This is a genomic window from Collinsella sp. LCP19S3_D5 (assembly GCF_052121415.1).
Lineage (GTDB): Bacteria > Actinomycetota > Coriobacteriia > Coriobacteriales > Coriobacteriaceae > Collinsella.
Window position 1 is genome coordinate 134,759 of sequence record NZ_JBQKEH010000001.1, and the last position, 18,208, is coordinate 152,966.

The 18,208-nt window shown below is 60.7% G+C and carries 17 protein-coding genes and 1 tRNA gene; 3 read left to right on the forward strand and 15 right to left on the reverse strand.

What is annotated here, in order from left to right; translation table 11 throughout:
• Positions 1-67: 67 nt before the first annotated feature.
• The 6 genes from ACTQXO_RS00635 to ACTQXO_RS00660 form a co-directional block, all read right to left on the reverse strand.
• A complete protein-coding gene (locus tag ACTQXO_RS00635; RefSeq protein ID WP_441030970.1) occupies positions 68-1,189 on the reverse strand; it encodes a coiled-coil domain-containing protein in 1,122 nt (373 codons plus the stop codon).
• 32 nt (positions 1,190-1,221) lie between these two features.
• Positions 1,222-1,752 carry an adenine phosphoribosyltransferase gene (locus ACTQXO_RS00640; RefSeq protein ID WP_195838556.1) on the reverse strand — a complete coding sequence of 177 codons (531 nt, stop codon included), beginning with the start codon at positions 1,750-1,752 and terminating at the stop codon, positions 1,222-1,224.
• A gap of 38 nt (positions 1,753-1,790) precedes the next feature.
• A complete protein-coding gene (gene ftsR / locus ACTQXO_RS00645) occupies positions 1,791-2,675 on the reverse strand; it encodes a transcriptional regulator FtsR (RefSeq protein WP_441030966.1) in 885 nt (294 codons plus the stop codon).
• A gap of 3 nt (positions 2,676-2,678) precedes the next feature.
• On the reverse strand, positions 2,679-3,113 hold the full coding sequence (locus ACTQXO_RS00650) for an FHA domain-containing protein (RefSeq protein ID WP_195838557.1): 435 nt from the start codon (positions 3,111-3,113) through the stop codon (positions 2,679-2,681).
• Positions 3,114-3,179: 66 nt separating this feature from the next.
• Positions 3,180-3,884, reverse strand: a complete 705-nt coding sequence (locus ACTQXO_RS00655) for a CDP-alcohol phosphatidyltransferase family protein (protein WP_441031238.1) — start codon at positions 3,882-3,884, stop codon at positions 3,180-3,182.
• Positions 3,885-4,033: 149 nt separating this feature from the next.
• A complete protein-coding gene (locus tag ACTQXO_RS00660; RefSeq protein ID WP_441038634.1) occupies positions 4,034-4,297 on the reverse strand; it encodes a hypothetical protein in 264 nt (87 codons plus the stop codon).
• A gap of 435 nt (positions 4,298-4,732) precedes the next feature.
• On the opposite strand from ACTQXO_RS00660, the gene ACTQXO_RS00665 reads away from it, so the two are divergent.
• The 3 genes from ACTQXO_RS00665 (at position 4,733) to ACTQXO_RS00675 (ending at position 9,547) form a co-directional block, all read left to right on the forward strand.
• Positions 4,733-5,524 (forward strand): 7beta-hydroxysteroid dehydrogenase, encoded by a 792-nt coding sequence (locus ACTQXO_RS00665; RefSeq protein ID WP_441030959.1) that lies wholly within the window; start codon positions 4,733-4,735, stop codon positions 5,522-5,524.
• A gap of 686 nt (positions 5,525-6,210) precedes the next feature.
• Positions 6,211-7,176, forward strand: a complete 966-nt coding sequence (locus ACTQXO_RS00670) for a helix-turn-helix domain-containing protein (RefSeq protein ID WP_441030956.1) — start codon at positions 6,211-6,213, stop codon at positions 7,174-7,176.
• A 349-nt stretch (positions 7,177-7,525) separates the two neighbouring features.
• On the forward strand, positions 7,526-9,547 hold the full coding sequence (locus ACTQXO_RS00675) for a gamma-glutamylcyclotransferase family protein (protein ID WP_441545363.1): 2,022 nt from the start codon (positions 7,526-7,528) through the stop codon (positions 9,545-9,547).
• Positions 9,548-10,409: 862 nt separating this feature from the next.
• Here the strand turns inward: ACTQXO_RS00675 and ACTQXO_RS00680 are convergent.
• From ACTQXO_RS00680 to der, 9 genes are all read right to left on the reverse strand, one after another.
• A tRNA-Pro gene (locus ACTQXO_RS00680) sits at positions 10,410-10,486 on the reverse strand.
• A gap of 80 nt (positions 10,487-10,566) precedes the next feature.
• Complete coding sequence (coaBC, locus tag ACTQXO_RS00685; RefSeq protein ID WP_441030950.1) at positions 10,567-11,781, reverse strand: bifunctional phosphopantothenoylcysteine decarboxylase/phosphopantothenate--cysteine ligase CoaBC; 1,215 nt, start codon at positions 11,779-11,781, stop codon at positions 10,567-10,569.
• Positions 11,782-11,783: 2 nt separating this feature from the next.
• Entirely contained in the window at positions 11,784-12,503 is a 720-nt protein-coding gene (locus ACTQXO_RS00690) for a zinc ribbon domain-containing protein (RefSeq protein ID WP_441030947.1), read from the reverse strand.
• Positions 12,500-13,309, reverse strand: coding sequence for a Nif3-like dinuclear metal center hexameric protein (locus ACTQXO_RS00695; protein WP_441030944.1), 810 nt, complete (start codon positions 13,307-13,309; stop codon positions 12,500-12,502). The genes ACTQXO_RS00690 and ACTQXO_RS00695 overlap by 4 nt, the downstream gene beginning before the upstream one ends.
• Positions 13,306-14,484: a cysteine desulfurase family protein gene (locus tag ACTQXO_RS00700; RefSeq protein WP_441030941.1), complete on the reverse strand. Its 1,179-nt coding sequence runs from the start codon at positions 14,482-14,484 to the stop codon at positions 13,306-13,308. The genes ACTQXO_RS00695 and ACTQXO_RS00700 overlap by 4 nt, the downstream gene beginning before the upstream one ends.
• A 6-nt stretch (positions 14,485-14,490) precedes the next feature.
• Entirely contained in the window at positions 14,491-15,162 is a 672-nt protein-coding gene (rpe, locus tag ACTQXO_RS00705) for a ribulose-phosphate 3-epimerase (RefSeq protein WP_441030938.1), read from the reverse strand.
• An 18-nt stretch (positions 15,163-15,180) separates the two neighbouring features.
• Positions 15,181-16,188: an NAD(P)H-dependent glycerol-3-phosphate dehydrogenase gene (locus tag ACTQXO_RS00710; RefSeq protein WP_441030935.1), complete on the reverse strand. Its 1,008-nt coding sequence runs from the start codon at positions 16,186-16,188 to the stop codon at positions 15,181-15,183.
• 9 nt (positions 16,189-16,197) lie between these two features.
• Positions 16,198-16,881, reverse strand: a complete 684-nt coding sequence (gene plsY / locus ACTQXO_RS00715) for a glycerol-3-phosphate 1-O-acyltransferase PlsY (protein ID WP_441030932.1) — start codon at positions 16,879-16,881, stop codon at positions 16,198-16,200.
• Positions 16,874-18,208 carry a ribosome biogenesis GTPase Der gene (gene der, locus ACTQXO_RS00720; protein ID WP_427748050.1) on the reverse strand — a complete coding sequence of 445 codons (1,335 nt, stop codon included), beginning with the start codon at positions 18,206-18,208 and terminating at the stop codon, positions 16,874-16,876. Before der ends, plsY begins: the two co-directional genes overlap by 8 nt.

The window sequence follows — 18,208 nt, forward strand, 5'->3', positions numbered from 1 at the left end:
AGATAAAACAATGGACCTCGCTCCCAAAGGATACGAGGTCCACTTTCGTTAGCTGAGTTAAAAACACTTAATAGCGAACGAAAATATAATTGTTGTTCATGCCAGCGGCAACGGAGCTGATGATAACGCCCGTGCTGTAGTCGGAAGCATGGATCATCTGGCCGTTACCAATGTAGATGCCGGTGTGGTAAGAGTTAACCACGACGTCGCCCGGCTGAGGATCAGAAACACGGGGCCAACCCATGAAGGTGCCGGTAGTGCCCAGGCGGCAGTAGCGGCCGGTGAGGCAGTAGCTTACAAAGCCGGAGCAGTCAAAGCTGTTCGGGCCAATGCCGCCCCAGGAATAAGCGCAACCAAGCTTGCTATAAGCGCGAGAGACAACGCTGCCGCCGTCAACGGACTGGCTCGGCGCGGAAGGGGCCGGTGCCGGGGCGGGCGTCGAGGGTTGCGGCGTGGGAGCAGGAGCGGGCGCGGGCGCAGGCGTGTTGCCGCCGCCGTTGTTGGTCGTACCGCCACCATTGTTGGTGTTCTCGGTCGTACCGGCGGTGTCGTTGCTCACCGTGGCCTTTTCGGCAGTGCTGGCATTTATGCCAGCCTGCAGCGCGGCGTTCGCCTCGGCCTCGGCAGCAAGCTCGGCCTGCAGCTGTGAATCCAGGGAGTTCACGACACTCTGGGCCTCAGCCTGCTGGGCGTTGAGTTCGTCGACCTTCTTCTGCGTCGCGGCGACGTTCTTCTCCTGCTCGGCCTGCTTATCGGTGAGCTGCTGCTTAAGGTCCTTGACCTCCTGAATGGTCTGGGCCTGCTTGTCGGAAACCTTGCCGTAGTAGAACAAACGGTTGAGTATATCGCCCAGATCGTCGACGCCCGTCAGAACCTGAAGGAGACTCAGACCGCCGGTCTTGTACTCACCGGCAACGTAGCTCGAAAGCTTTGCCTGACCCTCGGCAATCTCTTGCTGCTTTTGCGTGATCTCGCCTGCAGTCTGATCAAGCTCCTGCGTCTGAGCGGAGAGTTCTTTATGAATTTGCTGGGTTTGCGTACCGATCTGCTCGAGTTTGGTACGAGCGGCGGCAAGATCGGACGCGGTATCGGCATAGGCAGGAGCCGCGAGGCCCAAGCCCAAAACACAAGCGAGGGTTGCCGTAGCAGCGCAGCGTGCCATGTTTTTGTGCGTGTTTGCTGTGCGCATGTAGCTTCCTTTCCGGTATCTAAGGGTAGCGGCTAGTCCACCGTTACCAGGCTAAAGAGCTCAACGTCCTCGTTAGAAGGCGTGAGCTTCTTGCGCGGATTAAGAAACGCAAGCTCAAGGATACAACCATAACCTACGAGCTTTGCGCCCATATCTCGCACCAGTTTACCTGTTGCCTCGACGGTTCCGCCCGTCGCGACCAAGTCGTCCAGAATCAACACGGTATCTTTAGAGCTGATGGCATCGACGTGAATCTCAATCGAATCGGTTCCATATTCGAGCTCGTATTCCTGGCTAACGGTCTTACGTGGCAGTTTTCCCGGTTTACGTGCAGGAACAAAGCCGGCGCCGAGTGCCACGGCAACAGGCACGCCTACCATAAAGCCGCGAGCCTCGGGTCCTACAACCTTAGTGATGCCCATGCCGGAGAAATGCTCCGCTAGCGCGTCGACCATGGCTTTAAGCGCTTCGGGATTGCTAAAGAGCGGCGTGATGTCCTTAAAGACGACTCCGGGCTCGGGATAGTCGGGGATGTCGACGATGTGAGATTCGAAGTCGTACATGGCGTGACCTTTCATGGGAGGCTGGTTTGTAGAAGCGTTTATTTGTCCGGGCTGGCGGTGCCGGTGTGCGAGGGGGCGACAACCTTAAGCGGCTGCACGAGGGATTCCTCGCGCACGGGGACCGCGGAGGCAGATGCCTCTTCGCTTTTGGCCTTGGTTGATTCGGAGCGTGCGATCTCCTCATCGAGGGCATCGATATCGGCGTCCTCGACTACGGCGTTGAGTGACTCAAATACGCGGTTCTTGAGCAGCGCAGTATGCACGCCCTCGGTGAGGTCATGTAACTTCTTAAACGCGCGTTCGAGCTTGGCATCGCGTTCGTCATCGGAGGTGTCCATGCCAAGCATACTCACGAGCACTTGCTCGAACATCGAAGACTCGCGGTTGGCGGATGATACGTACTGACGAAGGTTTCGCGGCTCGATATGAAAGCGTGACAGTTCAGAACAGTAGCGGATAATCGGAAAATCGCGCCCGTCGACGAGCTCGCGGTTCTGCGGACTCTTGATAATGCGAATAAGGTCGTTTTCGGCCAAGGAGCGAATAAACGAGATCTCGACGCCCAACATATCCGGAATGGTCTCGATGGGGTGCAGTTTCTGCTTGGTTTCCTTTGGTTCCGTCTTGAGCGGAACATCGGACAGCAGACCCACCTCGTAGGCAAGCGTGGAGAGATCTGTAGCGTTTTCCAGACGCTGCTTGATCACGTTGAGCGGCATGTAGCGCGTCTTCTGCAGGTGCAGAATGACCTCTAGACGGTCAACGTCCTCCTTGGAGTATTGGCGATACCCCTTAGGCGTACGATGAGGGGTAATGAGCCCCTCATCTTCTAGAAATCTAATTTTTGAGTTCGAAAGATCGGGGTATGCGCCTCGAAGTAAATTGACGACCTGGCCGATACTCAGATAGTTGCGTTCGGCCATGCCCTACTCACCGGTTTCGATGCGCTCCGGCGTGCTCTCGTGGTAGATGAGCGTAAACGTACCGATCTGGACGGAAGATCCGTCGTGCAGCGGGGCGGCATTGACGATAGCGCCGTCAACCCACGTGCCGTTGAGCGAGCCTAAGTCCTCGATGCGAGCAGCCAGACCCTCGCGAATAATGCGTGCGTGGCTACGCGATACGGTCATGTCATTGAGGAAAATGCCGTTTGCCGGATCGCGGCCAATGGTGGTCACATCATCCTCGAGTTCAAAGGCAGCACCGGTCTGCGGCCCCTTGACAATAGACAGAACGGGGGCAGTGATGCGAACGTTCGCCATAAGATCGGGAACGGTAACGTCGCTCGAAGGCACACGGAAGACGCAGGTTGCGTCGGCAGTCTTATCGTTTTGAGGCATATTGTTAACCATGTTATCCATGACAACCCCTAACTTAACGCGGACATGTCGCAAAGAATGAACTGTACGTAATAATACCCCAATGGCTTAGTCTTCGATTTCGGGGTTAAGAAAGTCGACGTCTTCGTCCTCTGGATGCGCAACAGCCTGTTTAATGGCCGCTCCACCCTTAATGGAGTAGATGACAGCGGTGAGCATGGAAAAGATGACGCCGCCATACACAAAAAAGATGCCGAGCGGTACCGAGCTGCCGTTGAGGCCTGGGAAGGCCGTGAACGTGGCGGGCAGCAGATGCCAGCCGTCCACGGTGGGAAAGCCCAGCAGCATGAGTGAGAAGCCGGTCATGAGCAGCGCCGTGGCAATCTTGCCGGGAAACACTACGTCGATGGGGCGGCGGTGGTAGTGGCGCACGATGAGCGTGCCGATGCCCAGGTAGATATCGCGACCGATGATGAGCACGCAGACCCAGATGGGAAGCTCGCCGCGAACCACGAGACCTAAAACGCCTGTAAATAGCAGCGCACGGTCGCAGATGGGATCCATAACCTTGCCGAGCCACGAGACCGTTTTAGTCATGCGGGCAATCTGACCGTCCATCCAGTCGGTGGAGGCCGCGATGGCATAGATGACAATGGCGACGACACGGTTGTTGTCCGTCACAAACAGGTACAGGAAGACCAGCGTGAGGACCAGGCGCGTGAAGGTAATGAAATTGGAGATCGTGAAAATCTTATTCGACGGGTAATCGGAGGTGCCGATAAGCTCCTTTTTGATCTTCTTTTTGATGCCCACAGGACTCCCCCGCTGGTAAACGACAAAACTCTCGATACTATACCCGTTCTGGCGATGTCTATCCAGCGCGAGCATAGAGAGTCCAGACATGTGGAGGACGCTGCTGGGTGCCACGAGGACTCTCGCGCCGTTGCTTTAACAAAAAACTCTCACAGGAAGTAGCCGCGAGGGCTATGTTGGTAGTTGCAGCTACAGTTATTGTTGAGGGTGAGCAGCGCGTCGCGCACGCCGTAGAGGTAGCCGCTGATGAGCGCCCAGCGCACGCGCTCGTCGAGCGCAGCGAGACAGAGCGTCTGCATGGCACCGCCGGAAAAGCCGACGCAGCCGAGTTCGCGCAGACTCCACGCGCCGCGCGCCGCAACGTAGTCGATGAGGCGCATGAGGTCCCAGGTCTTCGGTATCGATGTGCACATCGAGCATCACGCCGACCATGAACATTGCGAGAAACGTATTTGCCGAGCCTACCGAAGCGGTGACGTCGAGCACCGGCGCAGAATAGCGGTGCATCCCTTTGTACATGGGCACACAAGGGGATACAGCAAAGGCGACCGGAGGTCGCAATGCCCTCCTGGTGAATAGCTACCAAGGTGGGTAAAACCACATCGAACGCCGCTCACGCCAGGGCGGCGTTCACCTTTTGGTTCCACCCGCCAGCACCTCCCCTCTTGATACTGCAAGGGTTTCATTGTGGTGATAGACCGACACCGTTCATCGTTGTTTCGGGCTCGTTCGCAAAGTCGTGAACGCACTCCCCTCTTGTTCAGCGCATAATGGCGCACCGTATGCGGCTGAGCGGCCGCACGCTAAAGGAGAGGTGCCCGCATGGGCATCGAGAGAGAGGATGCAGTATGAACCTGAGGGAAAAGTACGGTGAGTGGGGCCTGATCCTGGGCGCGACCGAGGGCGTCGGCAAGGCGTTCTGCGAGAAGATCGCCGCCGGCGGCATGAATGTCGTCATGGTCGGCCGTCGCGAGGAGAAGCTGAACGTGCTCGCCGGCGAGATCCGTGAGACCTACGGCGTGGAGACCAAGGTCGTGCGCGCCGACTTTAGCCAGACCGACGCTGCCGAGACCGTCTTCGCCGCGACCGAGGGCCTGGACATGGGCTTCATGAGCTACGTGGCCTGCCTGCACAGCTTCGGCAAGATCCAGGACACTCCCTGGGAGAAGCACGAGGCCATGATCAACGTCAACGTCGTGACCTTCCTCAAGTGCTTCCACCACTACATGCGGATCTTTGCCGCCCAGGACCGCGGCGCCGTGATCAACGTCTCGTCGATGACCGGCATCAGCTCCAGCCCCTGGAACGGCCAGTACGGCGCGGGCAAGGCCTTCATCCTCAAGATGACCGAGGCCGTGGCCTGCGAGTGCGAGGGCACCGGTGTCGACGTCGAGGTCATCACCCTCGGCACCACCCTAACCCCCAGCCTGCTGTCCAACCTCCCCGGCGGCCCGCAGGGCGAGGCCGTCATGAAGATCGCCCTCACCCCCGAGGAGTGCGTCGACGAGGCCTTTGAGAAGCTGGGTAAGGAGCTCTCCGTCATCGCCGGCCAGCGCAACAAGGACTCCGTCCACGACTGGAAGGCCAACCACACCGAGGACGAGTACATCCGCTACATGGGCTCGTTCTACCGCGACTAGCAGCTGCCGCGGCGCGTGCGCGAGGGCGCGTGCGGGTTCGCAGGTAGAGATGCGAGTGCGAGGGTTTCTTTGCGGGGGCGTGCGGATGCGGCGCCCGCAAAGAAACCCTCTTTTCATGGGTGGGCGCGACGGCACCTCGGCGCTCACCGTCTAGGGCGACCTGCCCGGCTCCCCCGCGATCTCCCTGCACGGGACCCTGCGCTCCGGCATCCTCTGGACCGTGTCCCGCTCGTGCCTAGTGGGCCGGCCGATCCGGCCCTCAGGGTATCGGATTCCCGCATTCATCCGTACATGTTCGTGTGAATGCGGGAGGTGTTCGGATGAGGTTGATATTCAAGGTGTAGACCGTTTTCTTGGTACTCCTCAAATGCGGCAGGGTTTTTCGAGTTTGTAGATGCTAATATAACCCTGCTCTCGAAAGAGGGCTCAGTCCCGGCTGGTAAACCTGACGTTTGGCGTGGTGTGCGTGACACGCATAGCGGGCATGGCCGCGATAGAATTTTCCATGCGGAGGGGTTCGACCCCACAGCGCCCCGAGGGTTTCGGGGGGCGAACTGGCAGGCAGGGAACCGGGGTGCAGGCTGTCCAGAAGGAGGGGTGTAATGCCTCTTCTTCTTTTTTGCCACATCAATCTTCTGGCTTGATAGATTTTTCGTGCGTGTGATTGGGTTGCGGAAGGGATTGGCATGAGAGTTGCGGAAATTGCGGAAAGGGTCGGTTGCGATCCTGAGTCTGCGTATTCGAAATTCGCCGACACACGTGAAGGCACACGCTTTCACAACATGCAGTGGCCCACTTTCGTCACTGACGAAAACTATCGCTTGTTTTGCAAGGCGCTGGCAGATTATGCCAACTCAGAGGAAGGCCCCCAAAGCAACGGCCGCCATGAATTGTTCCTGAGCGTGCACGAGCTGTTCGAAAAGGGCAACGAGATCGGCGGCGCCCCAAAAAAGCGCCACTACAACCTGGACAAGTCGTTCATAGGCACGGACGAGGCAAATCTCATGCTGCTCAAAGCGGCGCATAAGGGAATGACCCAGCAAGCGATCGCCGCGTACCTGGGCTGCTCGCGCACGGCGGTGCAAAAGCGCCTGAGCGCCCTGGCAGACGGCGTGCGTTTTGGCGACTCCTACATCAAGGCCGAGCCGACAAGCCGCGGCGGCCTGAAGTCGACGGCCCACCCGATCTTTCTGCCGCTGCGATTGCATGAGGTGTACCTGATGCTGTCGGCATTAGGCGAGTTTCGAGCGGAACGGTCAGGCGGGGACCCAGAGCGCGTCTTGGCCGATGATCTCGCGCGCAGAATCTATTACCAGCTGAGCGACTACGCCAAGGGCGGAATCGACAAAGCGTTGGATAAGCGAGGGGTTCGCCTCGCTGGGCTAAGGCCCGACTTCGACTCAAGCAAGGGCGTGGACGATTCGGATCGTATCGTTATGTATGAGAAGATGGGTCTCAATCTTGAAGTCGGGCTTGTAAATGGAGATGTGCTCGTCGGCCGCTACGCGCGCCACGCCGATCTTCAGAAATGCGTAAACGCCGCCGAAATAAGCAAAGACGGCAGCTATATCGTGTTTAAACTTTTGGATGGCAGATACTGGGCGGTCGACGATTCTCAAGTATTTAGCGTAGCAGCCGCACCCGGGGATTAGGTTGCGGCCAAGTCCCTCGTCCGCCCTCCCAGGCGGTACCGCTGCGGCCGATTTCATGTTTGCTTACAGGCGAAACAGCCGCCCTTGCGTTTTTCTAAACGCAACCTCTTCGTGCGCTCGTAAAAAATCGAATCGATAAAAACTGGCAACAACCCTTCTGAACGGGTATCCTTTCGCAGGATGCGCCTCGAACAGCGCTTTCTGCCTGCGCGATTTCGTGCATGGCCGTCCTTTTCGTTCTATTTCTTAAAATGACAATCTCAGGTTTTCACGCCTTTTCGGCTTCAGACTGTATGCTGCAATCAGCTCGAGCGACCGAAGCCCATCACAACACCGAAAGGCGTGAACCATGAAGTACAACGAGAAGCGCAACAACGCCTCAGCCCGTCACCCCGAGACTGCACCCTCGATCATCAACTTCGCGTACGGTAGCAACCTTGATATCCATCAAGTTGAAACCCGCTGCCCCGGCGCGGTGCTGCTGGGCAAAGCGACCCTGAACGGCTATGAACTGGCGTTCGATACCGCCGGATACCTCACCATCACCAAGCGCGAGGGGTCGCATGTGCAAGGCGCGCTGTGGGCGCTCGATAGCTCTCACGTGGCGTCTCTCGACCGCTACGAAGGCATTGCATCTGGTTGTTACCGCAAGGAAACGGTGACCGTTGGGCGCGAAGGCGATGTGGTTCCCGCAACCCTTGAGGCGATGGTCTACATCTCTGAGCGCACCCCGCTGCGCAGGTACACCGAAAAGTACGATTACATCGACCGCGTGGTCGAAGCCGGCCGCGTGATGCAGCTTGATGAGGCAACCTTGGCGCAGATGTCCGACATGCGCGCCGACAGCCTGGACCGCTTGCGCGCGCAAGAAGAGTCGGCGGCGTATGGCGCAGCCAAGATCGACCTCCCCGCTGCACGCGAATACGCCGACTTCGTGTGCGGTGAAGGTCACCAGATCGCCGATTGCACATGCCGTTACACCGGTTACTACGCACGCCGTTTCCCCCGTGGCCTTCAGCAGCATGGACGCATCCTGCGCTCTAAGCGCTACCAGGTGATGGAAGCGAGTGAGGCCACCTTCTGCGGGTCTCACCGCATCTACTTGGCAATCAAGATTCCAGGCGAGTTCGGTTACAAGATTGACGTCCCCGAAGGGTTCCGCGCAGTGCGCAGCAGCGACCCTGCGCTGCAGGCAGACCTTAGTTACTCCCTTACGCTGGATGAGTTCGAAAAGCAGCGCAAGGCCCTGCTGCGCACCCTGCTCGGCTGGTGCAACAGCCTGCCTGAGTTTGACGTGCACAACTTTAATCGTCCCTCTGTCCCGGTGTTCAGCGCGCGCGAACACTCCGCCGACACCCGCGAGTTTGCGGAAACCCCGTACTTCGCATATGGCTTTGACATCAGCCATGACCGCATTGCTAAAAAACTTGAGAGCGGCCACCACGTTTATGCAGTCAAGGCGAAGCTCTATGGCTACACGCTGGCGTGCGACGCGAAGGGCCGTCCCACCATCACGCGCAAGGATGAGTCGTTTGTGGAAGGCGTGCTGTGGCATGGTCTCACGCGGGGTGAGGTCCAGGCGCTGGACAAAGCGAACGGCGTGCAGTACGGCACCTATGCAAAAGCCGGCGTTACGGTGAAGATTGAGGGCGAACCCACTGCGAGGGAAGAGGACGCATTCGTGTACATCTCTCAGCGAACCCCGCTTTCTGCAGTTACGAAAGACATCGAGGCGTTTGGCGCAATGCGCGACGAAGCCATCGCTCTGGAAATGGAGCGCGCCACCGTGGCGTGCATCGACGCCATTCTGCGTGCAAGCGGATGCCCCTGCGTGCAGCCCGAAGCCCCTGCGGCAGAAATCGCAGCCCTGGGCATCACAGAGCTCACGTCCGAGCAAACCATGAAGTGCATGCTGTTCGTGTGCCCGAAGTGCTTTAAGCCCTTGAGCGAATGCGAATGCGGCAAGCGCCCTGATCACCTGGTAGCGATCGACCACGAGCTGCAGCCCCATGTGCGCATACTGAACGATAAGGGTTATAAAACGCAGTTCTGCTGTGCCGGGCATGCAGACAGCGGTTGCCACGGTTACCTGAGCTTCGGACGCCGCTTCCGCGCACTAGAAGAGATATGCGGCGGTCAGCTGCCCAACGAGTCTCTTACGGAGGCGCCGCAACGCATTCGCAGCACGCGCCATGTAGCGCTGAACCTGCCCGGCGCCCCCGAAAGCTATGACGTGTACCTGGACAACAGGGGTTACGTCATTCGCTTTGAGCCGCGCCGCGGTGTGAGGCGTGAACAGTTCGTGCAAGACAAGCCCGCTATGTTGAGCGCATTGCTGCAGTGGTGCGAGTCTCTCCCGCAGCGCGAATAGCCTGCAAGCCGTCTGAACTGGTAAGAATCGCCAAGCGCGTGGGTCGATGTTCGAATCCTGACCCGCGACTTCCGAGCCCCCTTCTAGTCCCAAGCCCCAATCCTAAAGCCCTCAGCCCTGCCCCTCAATGCGCCCTTGAGCGTGCGCATGCGGCGTCTATGAAGTTCCTCCAGCGCTTCGGGGCGTTCTCGACGATGAAGTCGATGACGGTGGCGAGCTCGCCCTAGTCGAGCCCGCGCCGACGCACTCTCTTGAGGTCGCACGAGAATGACGGCGCGAACGCCGCCCTGAGCCGCACGCTCACGCCGTCGCCTAGGACTTCGCCGGCATGGCGGCCCAGATGGCGGACTCTGGGGCGATTACGCCGCAGGTGCCCGCAGCGATGGCCGGTGGCACCGTAGCGGTGTCGGCTTAATACCCGCGGCGTTAGCTTTTTGGAGCGCAGTGCCTTGTTTCGGCAGGCACGGAAGCCTTCCTCTCGCTGCCGAAAGAAATCGAAAAAGTATCGCGGCCCTTGGGCGGTGTCGGGGTTCCGTGCGAACGTGCGGGGAATTAGTGAAGCAGGGCGGGACAGTTGGCTTGGATGTCGTAGCCGCAGTAGCTAGGCACAGGTAGGTGATTTTCGCGTATGTAGAAAAATTTAGGCTAGATAGACTACAAATGTGGAATCAAAACGAATCAGTGAATTCAACAAATATGGAAAGAAAGTGAAGGGGGGATCCATTAAAACCGAGATTCTACAAAAGTGCAGGTAGAAGGGCGTGTCTTTATTGGCTAAAAAACAGCCGGTGATTCTCCGGTGATTCCCTGATGATTCCTGATAAAAAAAGGCCAGGCACTAGGTGCCTGACCTGCGAACTTCTGGTCGGGACGACTGGATTCGAACCAGCGACCCCTTGACCCCCAGTCAAGTGCGCTACCAAGCTGCGCCACGTCCCGAAGCTTATGTTTGTTGCTCTGCTCTCGCTCGCAACAGGGAGTATAGTAACCCGAAACTTTGTCCTTGTGCAAGAACTTTTTTACAAATTTTGAAGCAAGTCTAAAATTGTATCTGCGAGCTGGGGTTTTGTTAGTACGGGAAGTTCTTGCGTGCCCGCTGTACTCACTATCCAGGCCTTGTTGGTATCGGTTCCAAAGCCCGAATCGGCGCGCGAGACATCGTTGGCGATAATGGCATCGCAACCCTTGCGCACGAGTTTGCGCTGCGCGTACTCCACGACGTTATCGGTCTCGGCCGCAAAGCCGATCACACGGCGATCGCCCTTTTGGCGTGAGAGCTCGGCCAGGATGTCAACGGTCTCGACGAGCTCAATTCGATCCAGGCGCTCGTTGGCCTTTTTGAGTTTATGGTCCGCCGGGGCAGCAGGCGTGTAGTCGGCGACGGCGGCGGCACAAATGGCCGCGTCGGCCGTCTGGAAGGCGCTCAGCGCAGCCTGCAGCATCTCTGCGGCGGTCTGCACGCGCACGCACTCTACACCGCGGGGAACGTCGAGCGATGTCGGCCCCAGCACGAGCGTGACGGCGGCACCGCGGCGCGCGGCCTCCCCCGCCAGGGCGATGCCCATCTTGCCCGATGAACGGTTGCCAATGAAGCGCACGGGGTCGATCGGCTCGTACGTGGGGCCGGCGGTGATCACGATGCGCTTGCCCACAAGGTCCTGAGGAGCGGGGTCGAGCAGCTTGCAGACGGCCTCGACGATGTCCTCGGGCTCGCTCATGCGTCCCGTGTCCACATCGCCGCAGGCAAGGTAGCCGCTACCCGGACCCACAACGTGGACACCGCGCTCGCGCAGCGTGGTCATGTTGGCCTGCGTGGCCGGCGCCTTCCACATGCCATTGTTCATGGCCGGCGCGACCACGATAGGACGCGGCGTGGCAAGCAGCGTAGTGGAGATGAGGTCATCGGCGATGCCGTTGGCCATCTTGGCGATGATATTGGCCGTGGCGGGTGCCACGACCACCAAGTCGGGCTCCTGCGCCAGCGAGATATGGTGGATGGGGTCGGAGGGGTCGTCGAACAGATCCACAGCGACCGGCTCGCCCGTGAGCGCGCGAAAGGTGAGCGGACCCACAAACTCCGTGGCATGCTCGCTCATAACGACCTTGACGCGGGCGCCGCGCTTTTGCAGCAGGCGCACGATATTGCACGTCTTATAGGCGGCGATCCCGCCGGTAATGCCCAGCAGGATCGTTTTTCCCTCAAGTTGCATTGAATTGTCGGGTGCCGTCGTCATTGCTAGGCTTCCTTGTTGGGGAGCACGAGCAGGCGGTGGCAGTACGGGCAGTGCGTAATCTCACTACCGTCGTGGTTGAGGTCGCTCATGGACGAGGCCTGCAGCGCGGTGTGGCAGACCGTGGGGATGTTGCCCTTGATGGTCTCGACGGCCAGGCCACGGAACTGCTTGAGCAGATGCTCGTAGTCGGTGAGCACGTCGGTCGGCAGCGTGGCGGCGAGCGCGGTGCGCTCCTTGGTGGCGGCATCAATCTGAGTCTGCAGGTCGGCGGCCTTGGCACGGGCAGCCTTGGTGTCGGCCTTTACGCCCTCCTCGAATTTGGCGATGATGGCCTGCGCGCGAGCCTCGCGGTCGAGCGCCTCCTTGTGGGCGACAACGACGTCCTTGCGGGTGTGCTCAATCTTGTCCAGGCGCTTGGCCAGGGTGGCGAGCTCGTTTTCCAGATCCTGGACCTCGCGGTAGTCAGAGCCGTCGACGTGGCGTTTCTTGGCGGCCTCGATGGCGTTGCTGGTCTGGATTTCGGTGGTGTTGAGATCGTCCAGCTCAATGTCGAGGTCCTTGCGCTGAGCATAGAGCTTGGTCATTTCGGACTTAAGCTTTACATAGGTTTTGCGCTTTGAGGCGAGCTCCTTGAGCTCCGGCATATTGGCAAGTTCGCTCTTGTTGCGGGCGAGCTCCAAATCGATCTGTTGCAGCTTGAGTAGCGTAGCGCCGGCGCTCATAAGTTCTCTCCTTTTGTCACAGTCCACCATTGGCAAGGGTTCAGTATTTTAATCGCATGACGGGGGTCGACCCCGGCGTCAACCGCAGAGTTCATCAAGATATCCACGAACGGCTCCTCGGAGCGATCGTGGCCGAGCAAGATCACGCTCAGCCCGCGTAAGGCAAGATCTTGCGCCACGTGATAGCCTGCCTCGCCCGTCACGATGACATCCGCACCGGCGGCGATGGCAAGCTCGCCAAAGTCGCCGAGGGAGCCGCCCAGAATGGCGACGGAGCGGCACGGGCGCTCGGCATCGCCCCATACGCGTGGGTCGCTGCCAAAGGCCGTGGCAGCACAGGCGGCAAGATCGCGCAGCGTGCACGGGTCGTTGAGTGTTGCAAGTGCGCCCAGGCCGGTCGACTCGGGGTCGTCCACGTGCTCCAGCGAGCTATCGGGTACGGCGTTCAGCAGCTTGCATAGACAGGCACGCGCCTCGTGCGAGCGGTCCAGGTTGGTGTGGAGCGAGATGATGCTCACCCCGCAGCGGGCCGCCTCGTAGAGCGCCGCGCTGCACTGGGGGCGCGTTGCGCTGGGCGGGCAAAACGACTCGGGCGCCTTGATGTAGACGGGATGATGCGTGAGCAACACGTTGGCTCCGGCTTCCAAGGCGCGCTGCACGTTGTCCCTGGTAGCGTCAAGCGCGCAGGCAACGCCGCGGATCTCGCCGTCAGGGTCGCCAACGGATAAGCCTACGTGGTCCCAGGGCTCGGCGTCCGTCTTGGGATAGCGTGCCAGCAGGGCACGCTCGAGCTCGGCGACGATCATGCGGCACCTACGATCGAGAGCAGCGTCTGGGCAAAGTCGTCCAGATCGCTCGGATTCACGCGGTCATCGAAGGAGATGCGCAGTGCGCCCAGCGCCTGCTCGCGACCAATGCCCATGGCGCTCAGCACGTGGCTCGGGTCCATGCTGCCGCTCGAGCAAGCCGATCCGGCCGAAACCTCAAAACCAGCGGCGTCAAGCTTGATGATGAGCTCCTCGGAGTCCATGCCGTCAATATAGATCGATACCATGCCGGGCAGACGATCGGCCTGCGTGTAGTCGCCCATGGTGGCGTGAATGCGCGGATGGGCCGTGAGCGTGGCGTAGAGCGTGTCGGAAAGGGCTTGCAGCTTCTCGCGTTCCTGAGCCACATGGGGCGCCAGAGACGAGGCGGCAGCGGCAAAGGCCAGCTGCGTGCGCAGGTCCTGCGTGCCGGCACGACGTCCGGCTTCCTGTCCTCCGCCAAAGATGCGGGGGCGCAGCGGCGTGCGGCTTTTTAGGTATAACGCGCCGGAGGCTACGGGGCCGCCAATCTTGTGTGCTGCAACGGTCATAGCATCGACGCCCAGCTCGGTCACATCGAGCGGAATATGCAGATAGCCCTGGATGGCATCGGTGTGGAACAGGGCACCCGCGGCGTGCGCAGCCGCGGCAAGCTCGCGGATGGGCTGTACCACACCGGTCTCGTTGTTGGCGGCCATGATGCTCACGAGCGCGACGTCGTCGCCCAACAAGTCGCTCAGCTCGGCAGGCTCGATGTAGCCCGCACGGCAGGGCTGCACCAGGTCGACGGTAAAGCCGGCGGCTCGCAGCAGCGGCAGGTTGTCCAGAATCGAATCGTGCTCGATCGCAGACACGATCACGCGCTCGCGCTTACGATCGCGCTGACGAGCACCCTCGGCAAGTCCGAGGAGCGCCAGCTGGTTGGCCTCGGTACCGCCGTTGGTTAGGACAATCTCGGACGGGCGAACGCGCGCGCCAAAGCTGCGGGCGATCTCGCGGCGTGCAACCTCCAGACGTGCGGCAGCCTTGCGGCCGAGCGAGTGCAGCGAGTTGGGGTTGACGCCTGCAAGCTCGCTTTCGTCGTACTCGCGCTGCGCAAGGAGCGCCTCGGCGCGCATGGGCGTCGAGGCGGCATAGTCAAGATTCACGGGTATGCGGTTTTGACCTGCGGTCATAAGGGTTTATGCCTCCTGTGCGGCCTCGTTGCCCAGCTTCTGCAGCAGCGCAACCTCGGCGGCGGGATCTTCGGACTTAAATACGGCGGAGCCGGCTACCAGGACATCGGCACCGGCCTTGACGACCTCGGCGATGTTTTTGGAAGAGATGCCGCCGTCGACCTCGATCATGGGCGACACGCCGTGGCGCTCGCACATGGCCTTGAGCTCGTGGAGCTTATGCAGCGTGCCCGGGATAAAGCTCTGGCCGCCAAAGCCGGGGTTCACGCTCATGAGCAGCACCATGTCGACGACCTCGATGATGCTCTCGAGCACGCAGACGGGCGTGGCGGGGTTGAGCACCACGCCGGCCTTGACGCCGCGCTGCTGCAGATGCGTGAGCGTGCGGTGCAGGTGCGTGGAGGCCTCATAGTGCACGGTGATCATATCGGCGCCGGCGTCGGCATACCAATCGACGGTCTCGTCGGGGTTCGACACCATCAGGTGCGCGTCGACCGGCACCTTGGTGGAGCGCTTGACGGCCTTGAGGATTTCGACGCCAAAGGTGAGGTTGCCGGTAAAGTGACCGTCCATGACGTCGAAGTGCACATAGTCGGCGCCGGCGATCTTGTCGAGCTCGCCCTTGAGGTTGGCCATGTCAGCCGAAAGGACGGACGGAGCGATTTTGATGGAACCCATGGTAGTAGCCTTTCTGCGCTAGTCGGTGAGTCCGTAGAACTCTTGAGAGGGGACGCGGTCGGTAAGGATCTCGAGCGCCCTATCCAAAGTAACACCGTTGTAGAGCGTTTGCTCCACGGCAAAGGTGAGCGGAATGTCTACGCCCAGCGAACGGGCGAGCTCGCTCACGCTGCGGGCGGCGACGGCGCCCTCGACCACCATATGCGTGCGCGCCTGGTACTCATCGAGCGATACGCCGTGGGCAAACTCGTAGCCGAAGGTGCGGTTGCGCGAATGCTCGGAGGTGCAGGTGGCAATAAGGTCACCCATGCCGGCAAGACCCATGCAGGTCATGGCCTGGCCGCCGCGGGCGTGCACCAGTCGGCTGATCTCTGCCAGGCCGCGCGTCATGATAAGGGCGAGCGTGTTGTCGCCCGCACCGGTACCGGCGGAGATGCCGCACACGATGGCGATGACGTTTTTCATGGCGCCGCAAACCTCGACGCCGGTCATGTCCTGCGACAGGTAGATGCGGAAGGCCGTGGATAGGAGCAGGTCCTTAAAGGTCTCCCCTACCTGCGAGTCTTTGCTGGCGATGACGGCGGCGGAAAGTCCGCCGCGGCATATCTCCTCGGCATGGTTGGGGCCCGAGAGCGCCGCCACACGTGCCTCGTTGCCGATCTCGCTGGCGATGACCTCGCTCATGAGCATGCCGGACTCGGGCTCAATGCCCTTGGTAAGGCACAGGACCGGAGTTTCGGTATCGATAAAGGGCGCTGCCCGATGGCACACGTCGCGCAGGTGCGTCGAAGGCACGGCAAAGATGATGGCGTCGGCACCGCCGAGCGCCCGCGACAGGTCCGTGGCGGCGACGACGTTGCCGGGCAGCACATAGTCCACCAGATAGCGCGGGTTGCGGTGCTCGCCGTTAATGCCGGCGGCCGTCTGCTCGCTGTGGGCCCACATGGTCACGCGCTCGGCTCGCGCGGCGGCAAGGCCGGCGACGGCGGTTCCCCAGGAGCCGGAGCCAATCAGCGCAACATTCATGACTCTCTCCTACTTATCGTCGGGCTCGGTGACGCGCTTGGTAAACGAGAGCTTGGACTCCTTGCCCGTCATGAGCTTTTTGATGTTCGCGCGATGAGCCCACACCACGGTGATGCCGATCATCGCCATGCAAAACTTGAGGCCCAGGCTGCTGTACGGAAAGACCGCGCAGGCGGCGATGGGAAGACCGATGGCCGCGGCAAGAGAGCCCACCGACACATACTTGGTGATGGCGACGGCCACGATAAACATGCCCAGCAGCGAAAGTCCGATGGGCCAGTACCAGGCGAGTATGACGCCCAGCCCCACGGCAATGCCCTTGCCGCCGTGGAAGTTGAGGTAGGGCGAGAAGATGTGGCCCCACACGGCAGCCAGGCAAATGACGCCGAGCATCCAGTCGCCGGCGGCACCGGGAGCAATGATGCTCGCCGGGAAGCCATAGCCCACGCTCGCGATGAGCGGACGCGCGATAAGGACGCAGATGGCGCCCTTCAAGCAGTCGAGCAGCAGCGTGAGCGCGGCGACCTTGGGGCCGGCTACGCGCAGGGCGTTGGTGGTGCCGATGTTGCCGGAGCCCGCCTTGCGAATATCCGTGTGGTTGAACACGCGGCCCAGGATCAGGCCAAACGGAATCGCTCCGATAAAGAACGAGACCACGGCGCAGATGGCGGTCAGCAGAATCGGATTATGCATCCTTTTGCTCCTTCTTCCTAAAGAAGAGTCGAATGGGCGTGCCGGAAAAGTCGAAGGTCGAGCGCATACGGTTCTCCACGTAGCGCTGGTAGGTGTCGTTGACCAGGTCGCTGTGGTTGACGAAGAACGTAAACGTCGGCGGGTTGACGCCCGTCTGGGTCACGTAGTGCATGCGCAGGCGACGCTTGCCGTCCACCACGGTGTGGCCAAACTCGCGCAGGTCGGTGAGGAAGGTGTTGAGGCGCGAGGTGGTGATCTTTTGCGAGCGCGTCTTCTCGGCGGCGTCGACCATCGCCCAGATCTTCTCGACGCTACGGCCAGTCAGGGCCGAGATGCGCAGGTACTGGGCCCAGGGAGCCATGACGCCCAGACGGCGGTCGACGGTCTCCATGCAGGCCTCGCGCTTGCGGTCGTCGTCGAGCAGATCCCACTTGTTGAGCAGAACGACGATGGCGCAGCCGCGTTCGATGGCAAGACCCATGACCTTCTGGTCCTGCTCGGTAACGCCCACGGAGGCGTCGACGACGAGCAGTGCCACGTCGGCACGGTCGATGGCGCGCAGGCCGCGGACCATGGAGTAGTACTCGATGTTCTCGTACACGGTGCTCTTCTTGCGAATGCCCGCGGTGTCGACCATGCGGTAGTGCTTGCCGTTGCGCTCCACGACGGTGTCGATGGCGTCGCGCGTCGTGCCAGCAATGTTGGACACGATAGAGCGGTCGGCACCCAGGATGCGGTTGAACAACGAGGACTTACCGGCATTGGGGCGGCCGATGATGGCGACGTTCAGCGCGTCGGGGAACTCGTCGGCGACCTCGTCCTCCTCCTCGGGCAACAGGGCAACGATGTCGTCGAGCAGGTCGCCCGTGCCGTGGCCGTGCAGGGCCGATAGCGGCGTTGGCTCGCCGATGCCGAGCGAATAAAACTCCCAGATGCTGTCGTTTTCGCGATCGGGGTTGTCGAGCTTGTTCACCAGCAGAAAGACCGGCTTGTCGCAGCGCTTGAGCATGCGGGCGACCGACTCGTCCTCCTCGGTGACGCCGGTGCGGCCGTCGACCACAAATAGGATGACGGCGGCTTCCTCGGCGGCGGCGAGGGCCTGGTCGCGGATGGACGTGGCAAAGACGTCATCGCTCTTGAGCGGCTCGATGCCACCCGTGTCGACGATGGTGAACTCGCGGCCGTTCCAATCGGCCGTGTGGTAGGAGCGGTCGCGCGTTACGCCGCGGGACTCATGGACGATGGCGTCCGAGGTCTGGGCCAGGCGGTTAACGAGCGTGGACTTGCCCACGTTGGGGCGTCCGACGACGGCGACGATAGGTTTCAT